General features: G+C 44.3%; 23 protein-coding genes. 6 read left to right on the forward strand and 17 right to left on the reverse strand.

The genetic code is table 11. The features are described from left to right. Position 1: 1 nt before the first annotated feature. The 14 genes from LEP1GSC058_RS00580 to lepB form a co-directional block, all read right to left on the reverse strand. The gene (locus LEP1GSC058_RS00580) at positions 2-1,426 is read right to left on the reverse strand and encodes an MBOAT family O-acyltransferase (protein ID WP_016547512.1); all 1,425 of its coding nucleotides are present in this window, start codon (positions 1,424-1,426) and stop codon (positions 2-4) included. Between the two features lie 7 nt (positions 1,427-1,433). After that, positions 1,434-3,629 carry a diguanylate phosphodiesterase gene (locus tag LEP1GSC058_RS00585; RefSeq protein WP_039947795.1) on the reverse strand — a complete coding sequence of 732 codons (2,196 nt, stop codon included), beginning with the start codon at positions 3,627-3,629 and terminating at the stop codon, positions 1,434-1,436. Positions 3,630-3,634: 5 nt separating this feature from the next. Further along, positions 3,635-6,334, reverse strand: a complete 2,700-nt coding sequence (locus LEP1GSC058_RS00590; protein WP_016547563.1) for a midas domain-containing protein — start codon at positions 6,332-6,334, stop codon at positions 3,635-3,637. Positions 6,335-6,514: 180 nt separating this feature from the next. Then, complete coding sequence (atpC, locus tag LEP1GSC058_RS00595) at positions 6,515-6,898, reverse strand: ATP synthase F1 subunit epsilon (protein ID WP_016547757.1); 384 nt, start codon at positions 6,896-6,898, stop codon at positions 6,515-6,517. Then, positions 6,898-8,301 carry a F0F1 ATP synthase subunit beta gene (gene atpD / locus LEP1GSC058_RS00600; RefSeq protein WP_016547504.1) on the reverse strand — a complete coding sequence of 468 codons (1,404 nt, stop codon included), beginning with the start codon at positions 8,299-8,301 and terminating at the stop codon, positions 6,898-6,900. The genes atpC and atpD overlap by 1 nt, the downstream gene beginning before the upstream one ends. Positions 8,302-8,327: 26 nt before the next feature. Continuing rightward, the gene (atpG, locus tag LEP1GSC058_RS00605) at positions 8,328-9,188 is read right to left on the reverse strand and encodes an ATP synthase F1 subunit gamma (protein WP_016547603.1); all 861 of its coding nucleotides are present in this window, start codon (positions 9,186-9,188) and stop codon (positions 8,328-8,330) included. Positions 9,189-9,201: 13 nt separating this feature from the next. After that, positions 9,202-10,716 (reverse strand): F0F1 ATP synthase subunit alpha, encoded by a 1,515-nt coding sequence (atpA, locus tag LEP1GSC058_RS00610; protein WP_016547585.1) that lies wholly within the window; start codon positions 10,714-10,716, stop codon positions 9,202-9,204. Continuing rightward, positions 10,706-11,266, reverse strand: a complete 561-nt coding sequence (gene atpH / locus LEP1GSC058_RS00615; RefSeq protein ID WP_016547509.1) for an ATP synthase F1 subunit delta — start codon at positions 11,264-11,266, stop codon at positions 10,706-10,708. Before atpH ends, atpA begins: the two co-directional genes overlap by 11 nt. A gap of 5 nt (positions 11,267-11,271) precedes the next feature. Further along, entirely contained in the window at positions 11,272-11,796 is a 525-nt protein-coding gene (locus LEP1GSC058_RS00620; protein WP_016547618.1) for a F0F1 ATP synthase subunit B, read from the reverse strand. A gap of 2 nt (positions 11,797-11,798) precedes the next feature. Beyond that, entirely contained in the window at positions 11,799-12,092 is a 294-nt protein-coding gene (locus LEP1GSC058_RS00625; RefSeq protein WP_010412179.1) for an ATP synthase F0 subunit C, read from the reverse strand. A 40-nt stretch (positions 12,093-12,132) separates the two neighbouring features. Then, positions 12,133-13,191, reverse strand: coding sequence for a F0F1 ATP synthase subunit A (gene atpB / locus LEP1GSC058_RS00630; RefSeq protein WP_016547707.1), 1,059 nt, complete (start codon positions 13,189-13,191; stop codon positions 12,133-12,135). Positions 13,192-13,310: 119 nt separating this feature from the next. Next, positions 13,311-13,658 carry a hypothetical protein gene (locus tag LEP1GSC058_RS00635; RefSeq protein WP_016547630.1) on the reverse strand — a complete coding sequence of 116 codons (348 nt, stop codon included), beginning with the start codon at positions 13,656-13,658 and terminating at the stop codon, positions 13,311-13,313. 11 nt (positions 13,659-13,669) lie between these two features. Further along, positions 13,670-13,900, reverse strand: a complete 231-nt coding sequence (locus LEP1GSC058_RS00640) for an AtpZ/AtpI family protein (protein ID WP_016547485.1) — start codon at positions 13,898-13,900, stop codon at positions 13,670-13,672. A 10-nt stretch (positions 13,901-13,910) separates the two neighbouring features. Then, a complete protein-coding gene (gene lepB / locus LEP1GSC058_RS00645; RefSeq protein ID WP_039947796.1) occupies positions 13,911-14,891 on the reverse strand; it encodes a signal peptidase I in 981 nt (326 codons plus the stop codon). An 86-nt stretch (positions 14,892-14,977) separates the two neighbouring features. Here lepB and LEP1GSC058_RS00650 point away from each other — a divergent pair, with 86 nt between their 5' ends. The 6 genes from LEP1GSC058_RS00650 (at position 14,978) to LEP1GSC058_RS00675 (ending at position 21,085) form a co-directional block, all read left to right on the forward strand. After that, positions 14,978-15,781 carry an aldolase/citrate lyase family protein gene (locus LEP1GSC058_RS00650; protein WP_016547625.1) on the forward strand — a complete coding sequence of 268 codons (804 nt, stop codon included), beginning with the start codon at positions 14,978-14,980 and terminating at the stop codon, positions 15,779-15,781. A gap of 3 nt (positions 15,782-15,784) precedes the next feature. After that, positions 15,785-16,336: a TetR/AcrR family transcriptional regulator gene (locus tag LEP1GSC058_RS00655; protein WP_016547553.1), complete on the forward strand. Its 552-nt coding sequence runs from the start codon at positions 15,785-15,787 to the stop codon at positions 16,334-16,336. Positions 16,337-16,391: 55 nt separating this feature from the next. Next, positions 16,392-17,405, forward strand: coding sequence for a magnesium/cobalt transporter CorA (gene corA / locus LEP1GSC058_RS00660; protein ID WP_016547753.1), 1,014 nt, complete (start codon positions 16,392-16,394; stop codon positions 17,403-17,405). 470 nt (positions 17,406-17,875) lie between these two features. Then, positions 17,876-18,520 carry a hypothetical protein gene (locus tag LEP1GSC058_RS00665; protein ID WP_016547594.1) on the forward strand — a complete coding sequence of 215 codons (645 nt, stop codon included), beginning with the start codon at positions 17,876-17,878 and terminating at the stop codon, positions 18,518-18,520. 2 nt (positions 18,521-18,522) lie between these two features. Beyond that, on the forward strand, positions 18,523-18,798 hold the full coding sequence (locus LEP1GSC058_RS00670) for a hypothetical protein (RefSeq protein ID WP_039947797.1): 276 nt from the start codon (positions 18,523-18,525) through the stop codon (positions 18,796-18,798). Then, positions 18,788-21,085, forward strand: coding sequence for a DNA polymerase domain-containing protein (locus LEP1GSC058_RS00675; protein WP_016547739.1), 2,298 nt, complete (start codon positions 18,788-18,790; stop codon positions 21,083-21,085). The genes LEP1GSC058_RS00670 and LEP1GSC058_RS00675 overlap by 11 nt, the downstream gene beginning before the upstream one ends. 18 nt (positions 21,086-21,103) lie before the next feature. On the opposite strand, the gene LEP1GSC058_RS00680 is transcribed toward LEP1GSC058_RS00675, so the two are convergent. From LEP1GSC058_RS00680 to LEP1GSC058_RS00690, 3 genes are all read right to left on the reverse strand, one after another. Further along, positions 21,104-22,426, reverse strand: coding sequence for a phospholipase C/P1 nuclease family protein (locus LEP1GSC058_RS00680; RefSeq protein ID WP_232224580.1), 1,323 nt, complete (start codon positions 22,424-22,426; stop codon positions 21,104-21,106). A 271-nt stretch (positions 22,427-22,697) separates the two neighbouring features. After that, on the reverse strand, positions 22,698-23,630 hold the full coding sequence (locus LEP1GSC058_RS00685; RefSeq protein ID WP_016547545.1) for a hypothetical protein: 933 nt from the start codon (positions 23,628-23,630) through the stop codon (positions 22,698-22,700). A gap of 127 nt (positions 23,631-23,757) precedes the next feature. Further along, positions 23,758-24,570 (reverse strand): Lp29 family lipoprotein, encoded by an 813-nt coding sequence (locus tag LEP1GSC058_RS00690; RefSeq protein ID WP_016547643.1) that lies wholly within the window; start codon positions 24,568-24,570, stop codon positions 23,758-23,760. Positions 24,571-24,672: the final 102 nt, after the last annotated feature.

The following is a 24,672-nucleotide window of genomic DNA, read 5'->3' on the forward strand; positions in this document are numbered from 1 at the left end:
ATTAAAACTGGAAATAGAAGAAGACTTTTTTTTCAAAAACTCCCGCACTCATGAACAGTAGGGCAAAGAAAAAGGCAATGACCGAATATTTTAAGAATGATCCCGATTGACTCCATCGGGAGAAAAATTCATCCGAACCTCCCGCCCTGATTTGCAAAATATCTACAAATACCAAAGGAGCTCCGAAAAAGAGAACCTTAGCCGCCAATTCCGTAGACCAATAGTATCCGGAATATGCGTTATGGAAATACGGAATCCAATCACTCGGGCGTGTAATATTAAAAAGAATTAAACCGAACGAAAACAAAGTCCATGTCAGAATTGTTCCGATAAATTTACTCGATTTTTGAACCCAGATATTCGAAGTCCATTCCAGTCGACTAAACGCCCTCGCACCTATCGTATAGAAAGAAATCTGGAGTCCGCAAAACAGGCCCCAAACTAAAAACCCATATGCCGCTCCGTGCCATAAACCGCCTAAGAGCCAGACAAGCATGATGTTAAGGATCTGACGAGCGACGCCTAAACGATTTCCTCCCAAGGGAATATATATATAATCTCTAAGCCAACTCGATAAGGAAATATGCCAGCGCTTCCAAAATTCGGCCGGATTGGACGCTAAATAAGGAAAATTGAAATTGTTCGTAAGTTTAAAACCTAGCATCTTCGCCAGTCCCCTTGCGGCATCCGTATAGCCGGAAAAATCTGCGTACAATTGTAAACTCATCACGAAAGCCAACCACCATACGATCCCGTCGGGCCAAACAACTCCCGGTTGCAAAACTTTTTCCACGAAGAAGAGCAGATTATCTCCGACAAAGACTTTCTTAAAAATCCCCCAGGAAAACAGCCAAATGCCGGCCCAGACCTCCTCGCTTACTATCGCGCGAGGATTTGCGATTTGAGGAAGCAGGGAATTTGGCCTTTCGATCGGACCGATGAGAAGCAAAGGAAAAAATAAATCATAAACGCAAAATTGCACCAAGTCGGCCGAAGCTCGAATTCGATTGATTCGAATTTCGACGATATAACTTATATTATGAAACGTGTAAAAGGAAATGCCTAATGGAAATAGAAGCTTGGGTACGCGAATTCCCTCTCCGCCGAACATAAAAACAAGATCATTCCATACTTGAGCGCCGAAAGAACTATACTTAAAGACACCGAGAAGAGCGAGATTCGATCCGATTAAGACTCCTGCAACCAAACTTTTGCGAGAATCGGTTGCTTTAGAGAGCCAAAGTCCTCCGAGAAAGTTTCCCAGTACCGAGAATATCAAAATCAAGGTCGGCTCCCAACCCCAAGAAACGTAAAACGCCAAACCCGAGACTAATAATAAAAGATTCTGACCTCGAGTATTGAAGCGATTGTACAGGAAATAAACTACTCCGAAGAAGAGCAAAAATCCCAGCGAATGAAATAGCATAAGAAAATTATGATTCTTCGATCAGTTCAAGTAATCGTTCTTTTTCTTTCGTATCTGCAGGGAAGCATAAGGTCTGATTTGCGGTCGAGGTCTGGAAGTCTTTACTTTGACGATCCAGCTCGACAATTCGATTGCGAATTTTCCGCACTACGATTTGAGTTTCCTCTCTGTCCTTACCGTCCAACACTACGACATATTTCCCTTGTCCCACTCTATAACAGTAGTCGCTCTCTCCCAAATTTTCTTGGATGGCGTTTCTTAGTTCTTCGCAGTAGTAGGCAAAATAGCCGGCTCCTTTCATTCTAACGACACGGGTCGCGTTCTGAACTTTAAAAATCGTAAGGCTAAACGGAGTTCCTATTTTAGAAGCGCGAGCAATCGCTTCGTTAATCTTTGATTCTACGGGACTGAACGGATCTCTGAAAACGGCGTCGCGTTCTTCCAACATTAATAGATTGGAAAGAATCGGCGCGGTTATTTCGGAAATACCGACGGCGGATTCTCGATCGGTATCCGTCCAAGGAAATTCGGTTTCATGAATCACAAGCATTCCGACAAGCCAATTCAAATTTAAAAACGGAAGGATATCGAACTCTTGCATCAGCCCCAGCTCGTCGTTCGTCAATTGAGCGAGCAATTCCGGATTTTTTCTAAAATTTGCGATCCTGAAAACGCCGGGGACATTCGCGACGATCCCGACTAGATTGGAATCCAATCCTAATCTAAATCTTCCGATCGTGTCCGGAGTCAATAGGTTCGTTCCAAAAACCTTATATTCTTTTCTGTTTGTTCGATCTAAAAGAAGTAAAGTCCATCTCCTCAAGCCGAGCTCTTTCTTCAGAATTTCGATCAATCGATCGTAAGCTTCGTCCATATCGCGAACTTGCGCCAAATCGCGAGCGGTCGATAAAATCCTTTCGTTACTTTTTAAAACTTCCTTTAGATGATCGTTTTCCTGATGGACAGTTTCCAAATCCATAATACGTCTGAAAACTGATCCAGATATCTCGCCGACGATTTTGAGAAATTCAAGATCTTCGATCGTATAATCTTCACCGGCAACCGTTTTAGTAAGAAGAATGATTCCATAAAATTCCTCGTGATTCCGAATCGGCACTAGGAGTTCTGCCGAGGTTTTTTCAAGAATTTCTTTTTCCTTCTTAGGAACGACTAGCTTAATCATCTCCTTAGCATAAATCACGGAAGGAGCTCGCCGAACCGCTTGGTAAATTTCGTCACCCGATTCCAAAACCCAGGAGGGATCAGCGTCCAATCCTTGCGCATCCACGACTCTTAGCGCATCAAAATCGCCGTTGGTAGATGAGAAAATCACTACTGCTTCGGCTCCAATCTGACCTAAAATAGAATACGATAGGTTTTCAAAAAAGCTGGTAAAGTCCTTGGATGCGGCAATTTCCTTCGAAATTTCAAAGACCGATAGATAGTTTTCAAGTTTCTTCCGAGAAGCGATCTGCAGATCGATGGGCATCGTGGAATAATCGGAATCGTCATCAAACAAGAACTCGGCTTTCTCTCTTTCTTCCTGCTCTCGGCGATGAGGACGACCGGCTTCCTTAGTCGCCTGGGTCTCCGCATCCTTAATCCAATCCGAGAATGGATCCTCGATTTTGTCCGCCTCGGTTAGCGACTCTGCTTCCGAATGAGAAGATTCAAATTCCGACTTCGCGATCGCTTCCTTTTCATCCGGTTCGAAAGAAGGCAGATCGTCAAAAGAAGTATCGGGCGCATGGCTTGGTGCAGACGGCATTTCGTCGTCTAAAAGCGGATCCTCTTTTCCAGAATCGATCGTCAAATCCTCGAACGTAGAATCGGGAAAATCGAATTCTGCGGGCTCGGAGTCCGTCTCTCGGTCCTCCTCCATAGACTCGAATTCTGCATTCGGCGCAAATTCCGACGCTGCGTCAGGCGAATCGTAGGAAAATTCGTCTTCGCTGGATGCGGACATAGGGGTCGGCTTGAATTCCGCCGGATCTCCGTATGCAGAGTTGAATTCTTGCGGTTCTTTTTTACTAGTAAATTCCTTTGCTCTTTCGAGAAGGCCTTTGGCTCGGGCCGCCATTGACTTTCTTAATAAGGAGGGCTTTTCGGAAACAGCGGTAGACTTCGAAGGCGAACCGGAATCCTCGGCAGGGGCAGCCGCCTCGGAACGAATCATACGACTGACTTTGTCTAGAAGACCCATAATCGTCAGACGCCGATTTGTTTCATTAATTTCTTGTAAAGTTCAAAATAGTCGGAACGAGAGAATTCCCGAATCATATCGTCCGGTAAATTGCCCAGCAATTCGTCCAGATACAATAAAATTCTCTTCATCTCTTCTTGAGATGGTTGAACTTCGCCGCCTTCCGCGCTTGCGGGAGCTCCTTCGTTCGTGGGAACCGCAGTCTGGCGAATTTCTTCGATCGGCGATAATTCGCCCTCGTCCGCAAATTCATCCAGTACGATAAGTAGCTCCGGATCAGGCGGCAATGCTTCGACCGTCGGAACGGTATCCAAATGGCTTGCTTCTTCTGAGAAATTTAAATCCGCAATGAGAGCTTCGTCGCCAGTTGCGCCTAACGCATCAAGGTCGGAAGCAGGAGGCGGCTCGGAAAGTAATGCGTCCAATTCCCCCGATTCCATTCCGCTCGGTTCTTCGTCGGCAAGTAAATTGCCCAGCTCGTCGTCGGAGAGAGTAATCGGTTCATCGGCTTCTTCTCCGAGATCCCAATCGGATGGAGCCACGGGTTCGACTTCCGCCAACTCGTTCAAGTCTGCTACCGGTCCGTCCCAATCTATGTCGTAATCGGTTTTAGGCTCTGAAGAAACTCCAAGCTCATCCAACTCGTTAACTGGAAGCGCAATCGGTTCGTCTTCCTCCTCCGACAGGAACTCGGAGCTAGCTTCCCCTTTACCTTCTTCGGATAACAAATTTCCTAATTCGTCTTCGGAAAGGGCAATCGGTTCATCGGCATCGGCAAAGAAATCCGGTTCATTCGTAGCGACTGGTATGGTCTCATCCCCGGAAGAGAGTAGGTCACCCAACTCGTTATCCGAAAGAGCAATCGGCTCGTCGGCCGCGCCGTCGGAAAGAAGATCCGTTTCTTCACCGTCACCAATATCAGAAAATGATAAATCTCCAAAATCGGCATCCGTCGAAACTTCCGCAGTTTCTTCTTCTCCCGAAGAAAGTAAATCTCCCAGTTCGTCGTCCGAAAGAGCGATCGGCTCTTCGGCCTCTTCTTCGGAAAGGAAGTCCGGTTCAGCGGATGGAACTGAAGCGTCTTCTTCTTCTCCCGAAGAAAGTAAATCCCCTAATTCGTCGTCCGAAAGAGCGATCGGTTCCTCGGATTCCGTTTCCTCGGTCAAAAAATCGGATCCGGGAGGAATTGCATCTATGTCCTCTTCCTCGTCCAACGCTCTCGGTGCGAACGGATCGTTTTCATCCTCTGGAATCGTAAAATCGCTGAATTCGCTCACAGGCAAGGATATCGATTCCTCTCCTTCCGAAATGATCGGCGCCTCCAGGTCGGCTCCGAAATCGAAGTCGGAGGCGACAGGTTCCTCCGTGGACTCCTCACCTGGTTCGTCTAAGGCAAAGTCCATTTCCGTCCCAGGAATCGCTTCCTCCGGGATTTCCAAATCGTTTAATGAAAGCGTATCGGAAGGTTCTTCCGATCCTGAGGATAGTAAATCGCCTAATTCGTCGTCCGAGAGAGCGATCGGTTCGTCCGAATCTTCTTCGGATAATAAATCTTGTTTTGGTGCATCAAAGGAAAAATCCTCAGCGATAGCGGGAGTCGATTCTTCGGAAGAAGGCTCAAAATCCGCCCACCCCGTCGTAGACTCCTCCGGCTCTTCGAGTGCGATTATATCCGGGCCGAAATCGATTTCGGAAGTAGTATCTTCGTCCGTAAGCAAGTGATCGAGTTCGTCGATAGAGAGCGCGATATCCCCCTCTTCTTCATTCGATTCTTCTAATGTGGAAGGGGTCGAGCCGGAAGCAGGGAAATCTTCTCCGCCGATATCGCCGAAAGCATCGTCAACCGACTTGCGAGGCTCGATCGTAGTCGGCGCCTCGCCTAATAAGTCTCCCAATTCGCTATCTGAAAGGGAGATCGGACCTTCGTCGTCGGAAAGAAACTCCTCCTCGACAGGATGTGCGGCAGCCGATCCGACTGCGTCCTCAACCTCTTCTTCTCCCATATCGAAATCGGCGAGGTTGGCGCTTATATTAATATCTTGTAATTCATCATCCGAAAGAGAAATCGGAGTTTCTTCTTCTAATTCCAGATCGCCAAAGCCGGTTTCGTGCTCTTCCGTTTCAAACGGTTCGTCGTCGGAATGGAAAGCGGAGGAAGGGACTTCGCCAGGTTGAGAAAAATCGCCCAAGTCTAAGGATCCCAAATCGGAAAATGCGTTTTCCGTATTCGGTTCCGATTCGACGTCGGTAGCTGTGGAAGTCGCGGCCGAGTTATCTTTCCAGGACGGCGCCGCCGTTTCGTTAGGAGTGTCAGAATCTTCCTCTTCTTCTATATCTAAAAGGCGATCTATTTCCGCATCGATAAGAGGATCTGTCAGTTCAAAGTCGAAATCTTCGTCAAGATGGACTTCTTCGTCCAATTCATTTAAATTAATGCTTAGATCGTTATCCGTGAAATCTTGCGCCGGTTCTAAATCGCCGAACGCGTCCGGAAACTCTTCTCCTGAAGAAGCTGATAACTCCTCGAAATTGCCGGAATCCGACATTTCAGCCACCGGAATGGAATCGAAGTCAAAGGCCGAAGGATCGTCCCCTGAAGAGAGAAGAGAATCTATATCGTCCAAACTCATTTCATTCGGATCAAATTCGTCCTCGCTTCCTTCCGGAAGATCCTTTCCTTTGCTTATCCTAAAATCGTCCGCCATGCTTCCTACAATATATCACTTATACCGGAAGATCCCTAAATTTCCAGGGAAATACAATCCGAAAATTATCTCACAGGGATACCCAAGATTGAGAGTCCGTGTGAGTTCAGATTCTTCTTTCCGATATCCTCGGAAAGAAGAGTTCTTATACTGATTTTCGGAATATGAGGACCCTAAAAGTTAGCGGGAAGCCGCTAAAATTCGGGTTTTTGCCTTTTGGAGGAGGAGATTTTTCTCCAGAGAGAGAGGAAGAGCTTCCGCATCTTCCAGAGATTTCTTGGCGGCTTCTAAATCGATTTCTTCTTTCAAGCTGCCATGGTCCGTCAAGATCGTAACATTATTATTACGGATTTCGAAAAAACCGCCTTCGATAACCGCGATCTTAGTTTTGTTTCCTTGTCTGATTTCCAAAACACCGATACCTAGCAGGGAGACAAGGGAGGTATGTCCTGGAAGAACTCCAAAAAATCCCTCGCTTCCTGGAACGATCAGACTATCCGCTTCTCCGGTATAGAGAAGCTTTTCCGGAGAAATAACGGAAACCTTAAGTTTAGGACTAGCCATTATGCCCTCAGGTTTTTAGACTTCTCGATCGCGTCTTCGATGGTTCCCACCATATAGAAGGCTTGCTCGGGAAGATGATCGTAATTTCCGGAAATCACTTCTTTGAAAGAACGGACAGTGTCTGCCAATTTGACATATTTACCCGGAAATCCGGTGAAGACCTCTGCCACATGGAACGGTTGAGACAGGAATTTTTCAATCTTTCTCGCACGAGCCACGAGAACCTTGTCATCCTCGGAAAGTTCGTCCATACCCAAGATTGCAATAATATCTTGAAGGTCCTTATAGCGCTGCAGAATCCTTTGAACTTCTCGAGCAACACTATAATGTTCCTGGCCTAAAACTTCGGCATTCATGACCCGAGAGGTCGAATCCAATGGGTCAACCGCAGGATAAATTCCTTTGTCGGAGATTGCACGAGAAAGAACCGTAGTCGCATCCAAGTGCGCGAATGCAGTCGCAGGAGCCGGGTCGGTCAAGTCGTCCGCAGGAACGTAAATTGCCTGAACTGAAGTAATAGAACCTTTGCGAGTAGAGGTAATCCTCTCTTGAAGAGCGCCCATTTCGGTAGATAGAGTCGGTTGATAACCCACTGCAGAAGGCATCCTTCCTAAAAGAGCGGATACTTCCGATCCTGCTTGAGAGAAACGGAAAATATTATCCACGAATAAAAGTACGTCTGTCCCGATCGAATCGCGGAAATGCTCCGCCATCGTAAGGGCGGATAAAGCCACTCGGAGACGAGCGCCTGGGGGCTCGTTCATCTGGCCGTAACAAAGGACGGTCTTGTCGATAACCCCGGATTCCTTCATCTCACGCCAGAGGTCGTTTCCTTCACGGGTTCTTTCACCGACTCCTGCGAATACGGAAAAACCGCCGTGTTGTTTGGCGATGTTATTGATCAATTCCTGGATGAGAACCGTCTTACCGACTCCGGCGCCTCCGAAGAGTCCGGTTTTTCCCCCTTTGATATAAGGAGCAAGAAGATCGATGACTTTGATTCCGGTTTCGAAGACTTCAGTACGAGAAGAAAGATCTTCGTATCCTGGAGCGGCACGGTGAATCGGCTTGCGTTCTTTTACTTGAACTACCGGACCTTCGTCGATCGCCTCTCCTAACACGTTGAAAATCCGTCCGAGAGTTACTTCACCTACGGGAACAGAAATTGAAGTCCCCGTATCGATCACTTCCTGACCGCGAATTAATCCGTCAGTGGAAGAAAGAGCGATCGCGCGAACAGTTGCACCACCGATGTGCTGCTGGACTTCCGCTACGATTTTTTCCTTTTTTCCTCCAGCCGCGGACTGAATTTCAAGTGCATTAAAAATTTCAGGCAGGTGCCCGGATTCAAACTCGATATCCAAAACCGACCCGATGATTTGTTTGATCTTACCTTTGCTCATCCAAATAACTCCAATTCCAATAAAAACTAGTTTAGCGAATCCGCTCCTGCAACGATCTCCGAGATCTCTTGAGTGATCTTGGCTTGACGAACACGGTTATATCCGCGGGTCAAAACCTTGATCATGTCGGAGGCCGCGTCGGTTGCGGACTTCATAGCTATGCGCTGTGCGATCTGCTCAGAACAGTTCGCTTCCAGAATCGCCTTTAAAAATGCCGTCTTAACCACCAAAGGAAGTAAAGATTCCAAGATGCTTTCGGGACTCGGTTCATAAACCACGCTGTCTCCGACAGAACTTTCTCCCTTCGGTTCAAAAGGAAGAATCTTGGTTACTTCCGCACGCTGGGAAGCTGAAGAGTGATAAACCGTAGATACGATTTCAACCGCGTCCACCTCTTCCCTCGCGAATAAATCCAGGAAAAAGTCGGCAAATTCTTCCGCTTCCTTGTATCCCGATTTATCATTGATATGAGTATACGATTTCTCGATCTTCTCACCCGCGAATTTGAAAAAGGAAGTTCCTTTCTTCCCGACTACGAACAGCCTTACGTCGATGCCCTTTTCTCTTAGTTCGAGAATTCTGCTTTTTGCCAAACGGTTTGCGTTCGAGTTGTAACCGCCGCAAAGTCCTCGGTTCGCGGTAATCACGAGAAGCGCTATGCTTCGGATCGTTTGAGGTCTCCGCAAATAAGGACTCTTGACTACTTCTGAAAGAGAAGCAAGAGATCCAACCATCTCCTTAATCTTATTGGAAAAAGGATGGGAAGCGTTTACCCGATCGCTCAATTTCTTGGATTTAGCGGTTGCCACCATCTCCATTGTCCGAGTGATCTTTCGGGTATTTTTAACGGATACGATCCGCTTTTTTATTTCCCTTTGTGTAGCCAAGATATTCTCCCGCTTACTTTAGGTTCCTGACGAACTCGCCAGCGATTTTGGAAACGACTTCGCCGAGCTTGCCTTCGTCGGCAATCTTCTTCTCGGTACGGATCGCTTTGAAAACTTCCGGATATTGTTCCCGAATAGTATTTAAAAGATGTACTCCGAACTCACGAGCTTTCGATACCGGAATTTTATCCATATGCCCGCGAGTTACCGCAAAAATTTCCACGACCTGCTCTTCTACAGGATAAGGATTCGATACTGGCTGCTTCAGGACTTCTACGATTCGGTAACCGCGATCCAACTGAGATTGAGTGATCGGATCCAACTCCGTTCCTAATTGCGCAAACGCTTCGAGTTCCCGAAACTGAGCCAATTCCAACTTCATCTTTCCGGCAACTTGTTTCATCGCCTTAATTTGCGCGGCTGAACCTACCCGGGATACTGAAATACCCACGTCAACGGCAGGCCTTACTCCGGAAGCAAACAAGTTGGATTGGAGATAAATCTGTCCGTCAGTGATGGAAATCACGTTCGTAGGAATATAAGCAGAAACCTCACCCTCTTGCGTTTCAATGATCGGAAGCGCGGTCAAAGACCCGGCACCGTATTTTTCATCTAATTTCGCAGCACGCTCTAATAAGCGAGAGTGAAGATAGAAAACGTCTCCGGGGTAAGCTTCACGACCCGGAGGACGGCGAAGCAACAAGGACATCTGACGATATGCGACTGCTTGTTTAGAAAGGTCGTCATATACCACCAGAGTCGCTTTTTTCTCGTTATACATGAAGTATTCTGCGAACGAGCAACCTGAATAAGGAGCAATGTATTGCATAGGAGCCGGGTCGGCAGCCGTGGCGGAGACTACGATAGTGTAGTCCATGGCGCCGACAGCTTTGAGTTTTTCGACGGTAGTTGCCACTGTAGAGGCTTTCTGACCGATTGCCACATACACGCAAATCACTCCGGATCCTTTTTGATTGATAATCGTATCGAGTGCGATGGAAGTTTTACCCGTTCCACGGTCACCGATGATCAACTCTCGTTGACCACGACCGATCGGGATCATTGCATCGATACTTTTGATACCGGTTTGCATCGGCTCTTCGACAGGTTGTCTCATCGAGATACCGGGTGCCGGGCTTTCCACCGGGCGAGTCTGCTTCGCGTTGATCGGGCCTTTTCCGTCTAGCGGTTCGCCTAACGGGTTTACGACTCGGCCCAAAAGTTCCGGTCCTACCGGCACTTCCAGAATTTTACTCGTTCTTTTTACGGTATGTCCTTCTTGGATATTCTTGTATTCCCCGTAAATGATCACACCTACCGAGTTATCTTCCAAGTTGAACGCCTGTCCGCGAACGCCGTTTTGGAATTCAACGAGCTCTCCGGCCATAACGTTTTTAAGTCCGAAGACTCTCGCGATACCGTCCCCTACTTCCAGAACGGTTCCGACTTCTTCTACACTTAGGTCTTTTTTATAATTTAGGATTTCTTGTTTAAGAACCGACGCAATTTCGTCCGTTTTAATTTTCATACACAACTCCGACCGGTAGTTTAGTTTCCAGCAAGGCTTGTCTTAACTTCCTTAGCTGGTTCTTCATGGAAGAATCGATCGCCAGGTCATGGAAACGGACCACAAAACCACCGATTAGGCTTGGGTCCTCCGTAGCTTCCAGAATGAAATCTGACTTGAATTTGTCCTTCAGAACATCACGCAATTTCGCAAGTTGCGAATCATCGAGAGCGGGATAGCTCCGTACTTTCGCGCGAACCCGACCCGCTTTACGATCCAATTCTTCTTTGAAAGCGTCGTGAATCTCGGATAAAAAGGAGAATCTTCCTCTATTTAATAGCACTTGCAGAAAATTTAAAGTGATATCCGAAATCTTCCCTTTAAACGTTTTGGTTAGGACGCGCTCCTTCTCTTCCTTCGTTACGGAAGGAATGTCGAAAAAGTCCCGAAACTGATGTTCCGATTTTATGATTTGGATTACCGAGTCCAATTCTTGCTCGGCCTCTTCCAGGGAAGTACTTGCCTCCGCAAATGCGGTAGCGTAGGTTTTAGGGATCGCGGAATAGCTCATATTAATTAAGCGCTCAGTTTCTTGATCTTGCCTAGCTCGTTTTCGATGAAAGACTTATAGTCGTCCGCTTTCAGTTGTTTTTCCAACACTAAGCCTGCAACTTGGACGGTCATACCGACGATCTGTTCCTGGAGTTCCGCCAAGGCCTTGGATTTTGCCAGTTCAATATCTTTCACTGCGCTATCCTTTAAGTGCTTCACGTCTTTAGCCGCTTCTTCCAACATTTTATTTCGAAGATTCGTCGCATCCGATTTCGCTTCCGAAACGATTCCGTTCGCCTGATCACGGGCTACCGCGATCTTCGCTTCGTAATCCTTAAGCAGTGCCTCCGCCTCAGAGCGGACGTCCGCAGCTTTCCGAATATCGTTTTGAATGGTCTCTGCCCGTTCATCGAGCGCTTTGAGAATGACATCCCAGGCGAATTTCTTTAGGACTAGTACGACGATCCCGAAAGTAACCAGGGTCCAAACAACTAGACCCGGATTTACGTCAAGAAGACCGTTCAGCCCCTTAGCTGCTAAGAGAAACAAGATTATTTACCTTCGGCGGGTGCGGAAACTGCAGTTTTAGCCTTTTCAACACTAGACTTAACAGCGTCGTTTAAGGTTCCAGCCGCGAGGAACGCGATTACGAGAGCGAAAAGTGCAGCACCTTCGATAAGAGCCGCAGAAATGATCATCGCAGTCTGAATCTTACCGCCAGCTTCCGGTTGACGGCTAATGCCTTCTGCAGCAGATCCACCGATTCTTCCGATTCCTAAACCTGCACCGAGGATGGCGATTCCAGCTGCGATTCCTACTCCGATATATCCTAGTCCGAATTCCATATTGCTACTATCTCCTGTTTGAACTAACAATGATTAAAAATTAATGCCTATGCATACTCAAGCCCACAAAGAGCGAAGTTAAAAGGGCAAAGACATACGCTTGCAGGAACGCAACAAAGAGTTCCAAAACGTAAATCACTCCCGCTCCGACCATGGACACCGGAATAATTCCCCAGGCCTTGAATTGGAAAATAAAGCCCATCAATGCCAAAATGATAACGTGCCCCGCTGTCATGTTCGCTAAAAGACGCACAGTTAGCGCAAAGGTCTTTGCGGCCGGAGAAACGACAAACTCCAGGGGCCACATTAAGAAATATAAAGGCCATGGAACTCCGTTCGGAACCGAATGAATCACGAACTTAGGTCCTTGGTATATAAACCCGGCGGCATAAATCATCGCCATGGTCATTAGCGCTAAGGTCATGGTCACCGATACGTCTCCCGTAACAGTGATCCCGTTCCAAACTTTCGCAAGCCAGATCGGCTCGTGATGCGAAGCGGATTCTTCGACGGCTTCCGTAGCCGCGTCCTCGCCGTTTACGTAATGTTGAACGATTTCAGAACCGACCTGAACGACTTCGCCGACCGGAGGAAGTAAGCCTAGAAGATTACAGAAAAGAATGAAAAAGAAGAGTGAAAAGATATAATGATAATATCCATGTCCGTGGCCGTCCATATTGGAATCCACAACGTCTTTCTTTAAAAAATCAATAAAGGTCTCGACGGTATTCGCGAATCGACCTTGAACCTTCAAAGGATTTCTGGAAATGATCCGAGCAGCCGGAATAAATATTACGAATAATAAAAATGCTACGATCCACATCATGGTCACTCTGCGAGTGATATGCAGATCGAAACCTCCCACGAAATGGAACCTTTTATTATGATGATGGTCCAGGAAAATATTTTCGTTGGAAGGATCGAACCCTTCTTGATCTTCATAGATCTTATGGCCGCCGATGTTCAAAGGAAACTCGGCGTGATCCATCAAGTGATGAACCAAGACTTCGTTTAAATCAAATCCCTCTCCGGCAGATTCGGATGCGAACGCAGGTAGGGCGGAAAGAAGTAGGATTGCAGCAAAGAGTCGTTTCAACATACGTTTAAAAAGATGCGCGGTTTCCTTTTGCGGGAAACTGGTTTCCGGGAAGAAAGCTCCGGGGTTCTAACGTTCAAGCTCGGATCGGTCGAAAACACTTCTAAACGGTGCTCGTCCCTTCACCTTGCGAATACCAATATTAATATGTTCGCGAAATGAGCAATAAAAAAACCGATTATAAAACCTTCACGTTCCCCCATCCATAAAAACGTAAACAAACAAGCTATCTGAATGAAAAAAAATAGAACGTTCGTTCCTAATTGCGCATTCAGAGCTCCCGTAGAATTCTTCAAAAGGATATAAAATCGTATCGAATATGAGAAAAAAGAAAGAAGAAGAGATGAGGCCACGCCTTTCCAGAAACCGAAATTTAAGTCGGGTCCGAACTGAAATAGAATAAGGAAAACAAGGCTTACTAGCAAGGCGCCGAAAAGATATTTCTTAGGATTTAATAGACCTTCTTGCATCGAAGGTAGAGCTACTTTTCTCCTCTCTCATGCTTTGCCACACGATAGAGAATGTAATAAATCCCGTAAGTAAAGCCGATCACGGAGCCGCCTAAAATTCCGAAGGGGGAAAACCCAAATTTGGAATCCAGGTAATTCCCGATAAAGATGGAACCTACAACGATAAAGCAAAACTCCATTCCAAGCCCGGCAAGCTCCCAGGGAGAAGCTTCTTTCGGTTTCTTAGATTCAGGCTCGGACATAAACGTTTGCCTACTGTAAGATAGTCCCGATTCTGGACCATCGAACTTCCATCCTAGGGATTCGATATAAAATCGTTCTGATTAGCCAGTTTGCCGAAGGATCTCCGCAGCTACTTTTTAGTTCGGAACCTTCATATTGCTCCGCATATTGCACCCCTTTTTCGGCTAATTCCCGGCCGCTTTTGTACTGACAGACGGAATCCTTCCAATTTACGGAAAAGTAAATCATGGCAGCTTTTCCAAGTACGTCCTCCCTAGGAACGAACCCCCAATATCTCGAATCGGAAGAATCGGGACGATTGTCCCCTTCCATCATATAATGGTCGACCGGAATTTCACATCCGCTGGGTTTATAACAATCAGACCCGTGATAATAAAGCGAATCGCTACCCTCTAAAACATAATGTTCAAAGCCGGATTTTTCTTCTTTGTACAGAAAACCGCTCAAAGCTCTGGTATTATCCAAATCATAAAGGAGGGTGCCGGGTTCGACTTCCCTATATTTATATTTCTTAAATTCGGAACTCCCCTTTTCCTTATACTCGATTGCGGAGTATGTAGAATAGTGATTATCTCTACGGATATTCGTCAAAGTGATCCGAATCGTATCTCCCGGTAAACCGATGACCCGTTTTACATAACGTTTGGGGAAAAAACCGTCTCGGGTGTCTCCGGGTTCCGTCATGGCTCGTTGTGGAGGGATAAACGTTACGATATCCCCTCTTTTAGGATCGTCGTATCGAAACAGCTCCTTTTCGGTAAAGGGCATTCTAAAAGAATAGCGCATCTTATTTACGAATAGGAAATCCCCGATTTTTAAAGTCGGTATCATGGATCCTGACGGGATATTATTGGCATCTAATACCGAGGATTTGAAGGCTAAAACCAGAACAACGATTACGATGAATGAAAAAGTGGAAGAAATCGATTCGTCTTCGACAAATCCGGAAATTAGGCTTTTTTTAGATGGAATGCCCTGGGGCTCGCTCATAGGTCTATTGATAGGAGATTAGGATTTCCCGTCAATCACGCACCAAAAATCCTTACGCTTTTCAGAGAAAGGACGATACTAGAAAGGTGAAAGAGCAGATTGACCGTAAAATCATCGAACTTCGCCGCTACCTAGTATCTCTGACGACGACTTATCCTATCGTCGGCTTAAAAGGCGGAACGGAAACCGAGGATATGGACGCCGAGGAAATCAGGGTTCTCCACCTGGTCGCCAAAGACGTGGTTCCAGTAACGGTCAAAATCGGGGGGCCGGAAGCAAGGACGGATATCCGAATGCTTGTAAAAGAGGAAATCGAAGGCATTTCGGCGCCGATGATCGAATCGGCCTATGCTCTCAAGAACTTCATTGCCACCCTCAGAAGCATGCTCCCGCCGGTTACCTTTCGAAAAGTATTCAAAGCCATGAATTTGGAAACGATTACGGGATATAAGAATCTCCTGGAAATCGTGGATTCAAAATCTTTCGAAGAATTGGATCAAGTTACCGCCGCTCGTTCCGACTTATCAGCTTCCATGGGCCTAATTCCCGACGATGACGAGGTCATGAAAGTCACCAAAACTATCGTGACCATTTCCAAGGATCGCGGTAAAAAAACATCCGTAGGCGGAACGATTACAAAACAGAACTTTCGGAAAATTGCCGAAGAAATCGGACCGGATAAAATAAACTCGAGACACGTTTGTGTGGATGCAAAACGGTCGGTAGAGAAAGGGGCCGAAGAAGTAGCGGAAGCGATGCTTCAGTTCGAAATCGAACTCTACGATCTTCTTTCGATCTTAAAACCCGAAAAGGCATTCGCTTATAAAAATCGGATGGAAACAAACCGTGAAAGAATTGGGTCTCGTAAGGTTCTTTATTCTATCCGGTAAAAAATGGCGAAGGATACACAAGATCTAATCCTAAAAACATCTCTTCGCCTTTTTTCGGAGCAGGGATATCACGGCACCACAATGCGGCAGATCTCGCAAAGAGCCGGTTTATCCCTAGGCTTAGCATATCGCTACTTCGAATCCAAGGAATCAATTTTAGTCGGCATCATCCAATCGCATGATAAAATTCTAAAGAAGTACCTACCCGAGAATCTCACTTCCCCTGACGATCGAAAGGAGTTGATCGAATTTCTTGCCGGGCAGATCGTAAAATTAGTAAAGGAAAACGAAGAATATCTAAGACTGTATTGGAATCTGATGCTCCAACCGAAAATACACAGATTGAAGCGTCGGAATATTCACCTTGTAAATCTGATCTTTTACGAAAATTCAAAGAAAGTCATTCTCGCATTAAAGCCGAATTATACCGAATTCGAAGTGAAAAATTTATCTTCATCTACGATCGGTTATATGATAAATTATCTTACGAATAGGAAAGAATTCAGTCTGGAAGATTTTCGCGCTTATATAGTGTATGCACTCGAAAACACCTAAGATCAATATTTGAGAAAAATCGGATTTCTCGTCGGATTGTATAAAGAGTTTTTTTATGATGAGAATCCTGATTTTTCCGCCAATTACTAGAAACGGGAAATTCCCCTCCGGCTCTAAAGCTTCTCCGCTGGAAATCCGGAAGGATCAGCGGCAAAAATTCGATTTACATAAGGAAAGTAAAAAAGCTAAGATTTGGATCGACTTTGAAAATCCGAACGAAGAAGATCTTTATTTTCTCTCGCAAAATTGCGGATTCCATCCTTTAGCGATCGAAGACTGCGTTAATCGAAACCAAAGGCCTAAATTCGAGGATTACGAAGATCATGCTTTCATAGTATTGCATAATTTTTCGTCCCCGTCCGGGAGCAAACAGCTTTTAGCGAGAGAGACTCATGCGTTTTTCAACCATAATTTCATCGTAACCGTGCATGAGCATAATGAAAATATAATAGATAACCTTTGGAGTCGATGTTGTACGGAAGCGAACCTGGTGGCTAAAGGAACCGACCATTTTTTATACGTTCTTTTCGACTTTTTGGTGGACTCGAATTTTCCGATTCTGGACGAAGTATCCGAAGGGATCACCGATCTGGAGAACCAAATTCTCACTAAAGAAGTCCAACCCGACTTCGTTACCGATATGCTCTTCCTAAAAAGAAACTTGGTGCGAATGCGAAGGGTTCTTTCTCCTCAAAGAGAAGTGCTGAATCTGATTATGCGGCATGAGAATAAATTCCTGACGCAAAGAATTAGATTTTATTTCAGGGACGTTTACGATCATCTAAGTCGATTGGTGGAAACCATCGATATGGACAGGGATCTTATCGGGAACTCCATGGATGCGTATTTCTCGCTATTGTCTCAGAAAACGAACGAGATCATCAAAAAACTGACTTTAGTATCGATGGTCTTTCTTCCGTTAACGTTCTTAACCGGCTTTTTCGGAATGAATTTCACCGACCTGCCCTTTTCCAGCAATACTATGTTTTGGATCACAATCGGAACCATAGGAAGCATACCGGCCTCGATGATGCTATATTTCCGTAGAAAAAAATGGTTCAACGAGTGAGTTACAATTTTAAACCGTTTTATGCTTCTTATCGTTAGTCTACAATTCTCTCGAACGCCCTAATAATCCTCCGATTCGGAAAAATAAAACCCGAAAGATTTGAGTGATCTTAAAATCGTCGAAAAGAATTATTTTTATTAAATCTATCCTTCCGTTCCGTTTAAATTGCGCATTGAGCCAAAATCGATCTTTACGATTCTCGATAGTTTTCCTCACGGATGCTTAAAGTTCTGCGCTTATTAAATCGCAACGTGTAATAGATTCTCTCTTGACTTCAAGTTTTTTTTTCTTTAGAGCCGTGAGGGAGCTCCAACAAACTTTTTCGTAAATTCGAGATTGACGATTTCTATTTTTTATGATACATAATCGCGTCTTTTAAAAGCCGCCCCCGTCCCCCACCCAAAAAAGGGTGGGATTCTCTCCAAAATCTTTTACTTTACATTTAAGTAGATATCATATATATAGTATATATGCAAATAGGCTCTATCCGAGATTTCGGTACCGATTTATATCGCCCGATACTGGGCTGGAATCGTAAGGGAATCGGTATGCTTACAGGTCGCGAAGGCATTTACCGCTTAGCATTACGCTGGGAATATGCATTTGCGTCGTCAGGATTTAAGGTCTTTAACTTGGATTGTGCGATACGCTTCAACCCGTTTACGATTACTCGGGAAACACGGATGAATCAACTTCCACCCGAGGAACTCCTACAAAATATCTTAATCCAACGCGCTTTCACGCCGTATCAAATTTTGGATTCATTACGATCCATTGCAAAAAATCAAACGGAAGACACTATCTACTTCCTTTTGGCTCCATGCAAACAATTCTTCGACGGAGACGTACAAGAGGAGGAAGGGCGCTATCTATTAGATAAAATGCATTTGGTTTTAGAGGTTCTCAAGGACAAAGAATTACCCATCCTTGTAATCGAATCTTTAGGATACTCCCACCCCACATTCCAACGTTTTTTCCCGAAATTAGTGGCGGCAGCCGACGATCTCTGGGAGCTTAAAATCGAGAGCGGTCACTCCTATTTAAAGACAAGAAAAGGATTAATGCATTCGGATAGAACGTTAAGTGCTCCTTTAGAAAACGAAGAAGAGGAATAAATATGGGAAGAACAGTTATCCCTTACTCTAGGCAAATGCAACAAGTGGAATCCAGCTTAAATGAATTCAGAAGGGGCTTGCGAAGACCGGACCAGGCGATTTTTGACGAGCTCATACGCATCGCCAAAATGCAAGTGCAAGCCGGAGTTATGGCTTCGTCTCCTTACCCGATCGATTCCATGTTACTTACGATGGTCATAGATTTAAAAAAGGAAACGTCTCTTTTGAAAAGAGAAATTGATAAATTAAAGAATGGGAACGCGGGAGATGCTTCCTAAGCGATCCAAATTCGCGAAAGGGTATTTATTCGACGTATATCATACCGAAGATAAAATCTATCTCTGGATAAAAACGTATACGGGAGAATCTCTTTTATTCTTCGATTCCTATCAACCGATCATTTATGCGAGAGGAGACGAGGGCGTACTTAAAAAGTTAGTTCGGAGACTCTATGAACTGGATGCGTTGGGAGATCATCCTCAGTACGAAGAACGAAATCTTTTTTATGAGAATCGAACTGTTCCGGTTTTAAAATTAGTCGTCTCTCGCCCTTCGATTCTAGCAAGGATTACGAAAAAATTATATGCTCTTTATGGAAAATTCGATATCTATCATTCCGATATAGACGTTCCCACGAGTTATATGTTTCACAAAGGGCTGTTTCCGTTATGCGAAGTGAAATTAAGCTACACAGTCACCGATAACAACGGAAGACAAATCAAGAAAATAAAATCCCGTTCTTCTGTTCCCGATATGGATTATAAGATCCCCACGTTTAAATCAATACACATGAAATTGGAGAAAAGCTATAGAATAGGATTTCAAAATAATCCGTTGATTCTGCAAACCGACGAACATTCCTATAGGCTATCTGTCGGAAGTCCGAAGGAACTCCTACAGAAAATCGATTCGATTCTTCAGAAAGAAGATCCGGATATCATATTTTCATCCTATGGAGACCATGTCATTTTTCCGAAACTGTTCTCTTATGCGCAAAAAGTGGGTTTTCTTCCTTGTTTCGATAGGGATAAGACGGCTCCCATTCGGCGACATATTACCACAAAGGGAACCAGCTATTTCACCTACGGCAATATAGTCTTTCGGGCCCCTTCTTATCCTTTATTCGGAAGATGGCATATAGATTCCGCCAATAGCTTCGTTTATAAGGAAGCGTACTTAGCCGGAATCGTGGAATTGGCTAGGTTATCCAGATTACCGATTCAAAGAATGGCAAGAGCTTCTACGGGCAAAGCTTTAACTTATATAGAAACGGATGTGGCCTTAAGAAGAGGATATCTTGTCCCTTGGCAAAAGAGCGCCGTCGAATCCCCAAAAACAGCGCTTCAATTATTAGAAGCCGACAAAGGAGGTTTGGTTTTTCAACCCGATATTTCCTGCGGAAAAACAGCCGAGAACGTCGCACAACTCGATTTTGCGCAAATGTATCCGAGCATAATGGTGTTGCATAACATTTCCCCCGAATGCGTAAACTGTTCCTGCTGCGAATCGGATCCGAGCGCACCGATTGCTCCGGGTATCGGCTATCATATTTGCAATAAAAGAATCGGTATCGTTTCTGAAGCCTTAAAACATGTATTGGATCGAAGGGCTTATTACAAACGAAAAGTAATCGAAAATGACGACAGGCGAGAGGAATATGATGCCAAGCAATCCAGTTTAAAGTGGATGCTGGTAACTTCGTTCGGTTATTTAGGTTATAGAAATGCCAAGTTCGGTCGTTTAGAAAGCCATGAAAGCGTCAACGCTTTCGCGAGAGAGAAGCTATTAGCGGCCAAAGAAGCGACTGAGGAAAGAGGTTATGTTTTTATACACGCAATTACGGATAGCATCTTTATCCGTAAGGAAGATTCGTCGGCATTTACTTCGGAGGAATTGCAAAATCTTTGTTCTGAAATCTTTCAACGGACGGACGTAAAAATCGAAGTGGACGGGATCTATACTTGGTTGGCTTTCCCGCCCTCTTCCCAGGACCCTCTTATGCCGGTTGCGAATCGATATATGGGAAGATTCGAATCCGGAAAATTAAAATTCAGAGGAATCGGTGCACGGAGAAAGGATCTTCCCATATTTATTCGAGCCGCTCAAACCGAAATGCTGGAATGGATGCGCACAAAAATTTCGGCGCAGGATTTAAAACATTCGGAAAATGAAATACTATCGATCTATTCCAAATATGACTCCCTATTAAGACATGAAAAAGTTAGTTGGAAGGAGTTGTTAGTAAAAAGATCTACTACAAAAGATTTGGAGGAATATGAAGTAGATAGTGCGACTTCATTGTCGTTGCATAAACTTCGAGAGCTGGGAATGGAAGTCCAGGCTGGGGAAAAAGTCAAATATTTGGTCCTGAATCAAGCCTCAAAATCCAAAGGACTCAGATATACTCCCGAAGAAGAGCTCCAACTTTCCGATAAACAGATCCATTACGATAAAAAATTCTATCGCAAACTTCTATTAAACGCATTTCGGGAAGTTTGGTCCGAATTCGCTTCCTTTAACGATTTCGATTCTCTTATCGATGATCAAGGAAGACTTCCCTTTTAAACACGATCCGCAAAGCCTTTATCGAGGTCCATAAGCTCCCAATAATTTCAACAAAGATCTAGTTGCTTGTGCCGCCGTCTGGAAATCCTTTCCCGATTCCTTAACGAGTTCGTTTCCTTTTTCAGGATTGATATCGCGGATAAAAGCCGAAATTTCATAATGAGGATCATGTTCCAAATCGTAATTCGGATCCATCGTAATGGTTTTTCCGAATATGGCCACTATAGTCGAATCAATATCGGGAGCATGATTAGATGCTTTTGCCCCCACTTCCTGCAATAGCTTGCCCACAGAATCAGCACCTGTAAGAAATGCATCTCCTCCGGTTAAATACGACTTTAAATTTTCAAAAATCGGATTCTTATCCGAATAAGATTTATATAATCCATAGGCTACGAAATCTTCGTATATAAAATGACGATTAGCGACGATCTGAGTCGTATCTTTCTTTATTTTGATCTTGTTTTCCTTCGAAGCCAATGCGTATTTTAAATAATAATAATATCCGGCCGAAGGAACCGCTTTAGAATGATACGGTTGGGCGATATCTTGAACATAATGAGCAGCCCAGGCCGCAAATCTGTATTTCCAGAAAGGATGATTTGTTTTTCCCGCAAATTCGGAAAGTCTTTGAAATAACTCTACACGATCAGGTAACATGCTGCCGTTGGTCATTTCGGGTGCGAATTTGCTAACGAAGAAATTTTCGTGCTGAAAATACATATGAAACGGAGCCTTACTACTTTCTCCTTTCGGCTTTCCGAATGGTTGCTTACCATAACCGTATTCGGCGACATTCCAGAGCTCGTGATCCATTCCCCAATCCGGTTCGTCGACAAAAGTAGTCAGAATAGATCGTATACTTACTTTTCGCGCCTTGACGTTCTCGAACGAATACCGGTCCATTTCCCTTTTCTCAAGATACGGATATACCAAAAAGGAATTAACTAAATTATATTTGGCGGTCTCACCAGGAAGAAGTCGACGAACGGAATAAAATTTATGAGCGGGTCGTAGTCTGGACGCACGTAAGAATTCGGCCAAAGGCGACTTACGGGCAACGTCTACTTTGAATTCATAACTTATAAATCGCTCGGAACCGCGATTTTTTAACCAGATAAAGTAATCATCGAAAACGCCCTTCAGCCCATTTGCCTCGGTTGCAACAAACGTCTCTAGTTCTTCAACAGGAACTTCTTCATTCGCGTAAGAAGCTGTTCTATGTTCTAGAACACGGTCCATGATTAAATAATGAGATCCCCAAGGAAAAATAGGGAAAGATAAGAACATGATTAGAATAGAAAGAGATTTCACACCGTACATCCATCTAAACTTCCACACGTTATTTATTCTGCAAGTCAGTTTATTGGAATATCAAAGTGAAACAGTCTTAATAAATTCCTGAAATCTAAAGAAAAGTCAAAAAAGAATTAAGAAAAAATCACCTACTCGTTCAAGGGAGTCCGATTAACTTGGATCAATCCAGTTTCGATTCCGAACTTTCACACGTAACGCTTTCTTTGATATCGATGATCGGATTTTTTTCCGACTCAAATCGGAATTTAAAGAGTGCCCGCTCTTCGAATAAATCGTATTATTAATTCTGATGCGATTACGGATTGTCTTTCTTACTTTTTTTCTTTGATTTCTGCGAAGACTTAGAATTCTCAGACGACTCACTCTTATCGCCTTCGGGATTTTGATTTCCGTCGGCTTCAAATAACTTAAGATAATTGTAATTGAATGTCACAAGACGCAAAGGCGCATCCCAATTTAGATCCCCGTCTTTTGCCCGCATACGCAACTGTTCGGCTTTTTCGATCCAATTCTTCGCATCTTCAAACTTATTTACGGAGAGAAAATACTGAGCCATCGTAACATGTCCCACAAAGAAGCGATACGGATCCTTTTCTTCCTTTAAGTGTTCCGTAAGAAGCGGAAGAATATTCTGGTCATTCTCCAATTTCTCGTCGAAAAGATAAGCGTCGGCTCTTTGATTACGATCCAATTTCTCATCTTTTTTCTTATCTTCGAAATCATTCAATTGAACCAGTTTTCCGGTAGGTGTAAGGACGAAAATTCGTCCGAAGGATTCGTCCAGCTGTTCGGAAGTCTCCGCCAACTTACCCCCCTGCATAAGGTTCGTCATAAAGAGAATGGCTTTTTCGGAAGGTTTTTCCTTATTCGAAACAAGTCGGATAGCCACGTTCAGCGATTTACCGGCGATATAATTCTTATATATGAGAACTTGAGGATTGTCCTCGGTTAAATTATGTAATACGGCGGAGATAATTTTGAACTTATAATTATCTTCGATTCTCCTATCCAAATCCGTAATATAAAACAGATCCCGATATAGGTAATCGGAAAGAAAAAAAGCGGTCTTATTGAAAGCCTCGGTCTTTTTATTGGGATCGAAACTATAAACAAATCCGCTCCCGTCGGGCACCATCGAATTCAAATTATCCCAAAGGGTTTGGGCCGAAATCGGTGCAATGGTCGAAAATGCGAGTAAAGTGAAAAGGAGCCGACGCAATAGTCCCATAATTAAATTTTTAATATCATTCGTAAATTTGCAAGATCAATATGCCGGAGTGATCGGGACCCAGAAGACCGGCGTTTCTGATGGCGGAAATTTTTGGATCTTTCCAAACAAATTTCTTAGTCCCAATTTACTTAAGGGTGCGCAGCGATTCCACGATATCCGCATTAATGCGAGGTATCATTCCTTCAAAAACGATTGGGTGATTCGCTCGAATCGTCGGGCTAAACATTCCTAAGCAACTTAAATTTCCGATTTTACATTCCGGCGGATTAGGCCTTGCCCAAAGAGCTCTGAGGACGGAATAATCATTATTATAATGCAGTTCCTTCAGCCGATTCAAATTTGCGTCATAGATAAGAACGATAGTGGAAGCTTCGAACGTTTCGTAAGACGGAAGGATTCCTAAACTCGCAATGCTCGCCAGTTCGGATATCAATGTAACAAAATTCCAAAATATTCGGGATGAATTTTCCAAGGGCGGCGTATGAATTCCTACAATATAATAATCGAAAGGAAGATTTTTTAAGGTATACGTATAAGATTGATTCTCCTTTTTGATATCTAAAAATTTTTCCAATTCTCGGATCCCTGAAGGCCCGGTTTCGGATAGGTAAGCTTTCATAAACGACTGAACTCTTTCTGTCGGAATATCCGCACGAGTACCTGTAGATTTGAGGTCAATGTTCGACGGAAAATTACCGATCGAAGGGCTCTTTAAAGTTCTGGAATCTGGCTCGGTTAATGCTTCAAAAGCGACCGTGCCATCCTTGTTCTTGATCGTCGAGGCCCGAAACGTATGAAAGCCTATATATGCAATTCTCAAACTGCGGGCTACTTTCGGAATTTCCGGCGTTCCTTGAGGCAACTTTGTGTAATAACGGGAGGCACAGGCACAAATACTTACGTAGATTAAAAAAGTAAGCAGGACCGTTCTTGGCATAAATTTCATTTCCGATGAATAGAATTTAAAATGAAATTCAAAAACAAATCTACCAAAAAATCGTTCTTCAATTTTGCGAAAATCGGCGTATCGATACGGCGA

The organism is Leptospira fainei serovar Hurstbridge str. BUT 6, from assembly GCF_000306235.2.
Taxonomy (GTDB): domain Bacteria; phylum Spirochaetota; class Leptospiria; order Leptospirales; family Leptospiraceae; genus Leptospira_B; species Leptospira_B fainei.

What these genes read in the sequence shown, in the direction of transcription:
- LEP1GSC058_RS00585 (WP_039947795.1), bottom strand. Translation starts at nt 3,629, where the DNA reads ATGGGTCTTCTAGACAAAGTCAGTCGTATGATTCGTTCCGAGGCGGCT.
- LEP1GSC058_RS00590 (WP_016547563.1), bottom strand. Translation starts at nt 6,334, where the DNA reads ATGGCGGACGATTTTAGGATAAGCAAAGGAAAGGATCTTCCGGAAGGA.
- LEP1GSC058_RS00640 (WP_016547485.1), bottom strand. Translation starts at nt 13,900, where the DNA reads ATGTCCGAGCCTGAATCTAAGAAACCGAAAGAAGCTTCTCCCTGGGAG.
- lepB (WP_039947796.1), bottom strand. Translation starts at nt 14,891, where the DNA reads ATGAGCGAGCCCCAGGGCATTCCATCTAAAAAAAGCCTAATTTCCGGA.
- LEP1GSC058_RS00635 (WP_016547630.1), bottom strand. Translation starts at nt 13,658, where the DNA reads ATGCAAGAAGGTCTATTAAATCCTAAGAAATATCTTTTCGGCGCCTTG.
- LEP1GSC058_RS00665 (WP_016547594.1), top strand. Translation starts at nt 17,876, where the DNA reads ATGCAAATAGGCTCTATCCGAGATTTCGGTACCGATTTATATCGCCCG.
- LEP1GSC058_RS00690 (WP_016547643.1), bottom strand. Translation starts at nt 24,570, where the DNA reads ATGCCAAGAACGGTCCTGCTTACTTTTTTAATCTACGTAAGTATTTGT.
- LEP1GSC058_RS00625 (WP_010412179.1), bottom strand. Translation starts at nt 12,092, where the DNA reads ATGGAATTCGGACTAGGATATATCGGAGTAGGAATCGCAGCTGGAATC.
- LEP1GSC058_RS00670 (WP_039947797.1), top strand. Translation starts at nt 18,523, where the DNA reads ATGGGAAGAACAGTTATCCCTTACTCTAGGCAAATGCAACAAGTGGAA.
- LEP1GSC058_RS00685 (WP_016547545.1), bottom strand. Translation starts at nt 23,630, where the DNA reads ATGGGACTATTGCGTCGGCTCCTTTTCACTTTACTCGCATTTTCGACC.
- LEP1GSC058_RS00675 (WP_016547739.1), top strand. Translation starts at nt 18,788, where the DNA reads ATGCTTCCTAAGCGATCCAAATTCGCGAAAGGGTATTTATTCGACGTA.
- atpH (WP_016547509.1), bottom strand. Translation starts at nt 11,266, where the DNA reads ATGAGCTATTCCGCGATCCCTAAAACCTACGCTACCGCATTTGCGGAG.
- atpC (WP_016547757.1), bottom strand. Translation starts at nt 6,898, where the DNA reads ATGGCTAGTCCTAAACTTAAGGTTTCCGTTATTTCTCCGGAAAAGCTT.
- corA (WP_016547753.1), top strand. Translation starts at nt 16,392, where the DNA reads ATGATGAGAATCCTGATTTTTCCGCCAATTACTAGAAACGGGAAATTC.
- LEP1GSC058_RS00655 (WP_016547553.1), top strand. Translation starts at nt 15,785, where the DNA reads ATGGCGAAGGATACACAAGATCTAATCCTAAAAACATCTCTTCGCCTT.
- atpA (WP_016547585.1), bottom strand. Translation starts at nt 10,716, where the DNA reads ATGAAAATTAAAACGGACGAAATTGCGTCGGTTCTTAAACAAGAAATC.
- atpB (WP_016547707.1), bottom strand. Translation starts at nt 13,191, where the DNA reads ATGTTGAAACGACTCTTTGCTGCAATCCTACTTCTTTCCGCCCTACCT.
- atpD (WP_016547504.1), bottom strand. Translation starts at nt 8,301, where the DNA reads ATGAGCAAAGGTAAGATCAAACAAATCATCGGGTCGGTTTTGGATATC.
- LEP1GSC058_RS00580 (WP_016547512.1), bottom strand. Translation starts at nt 1,426, where the DNA reads ATGCTATTTCATTCGCTGGGATTTTTGCTCTTCTTCGGAGTAGTTTAT.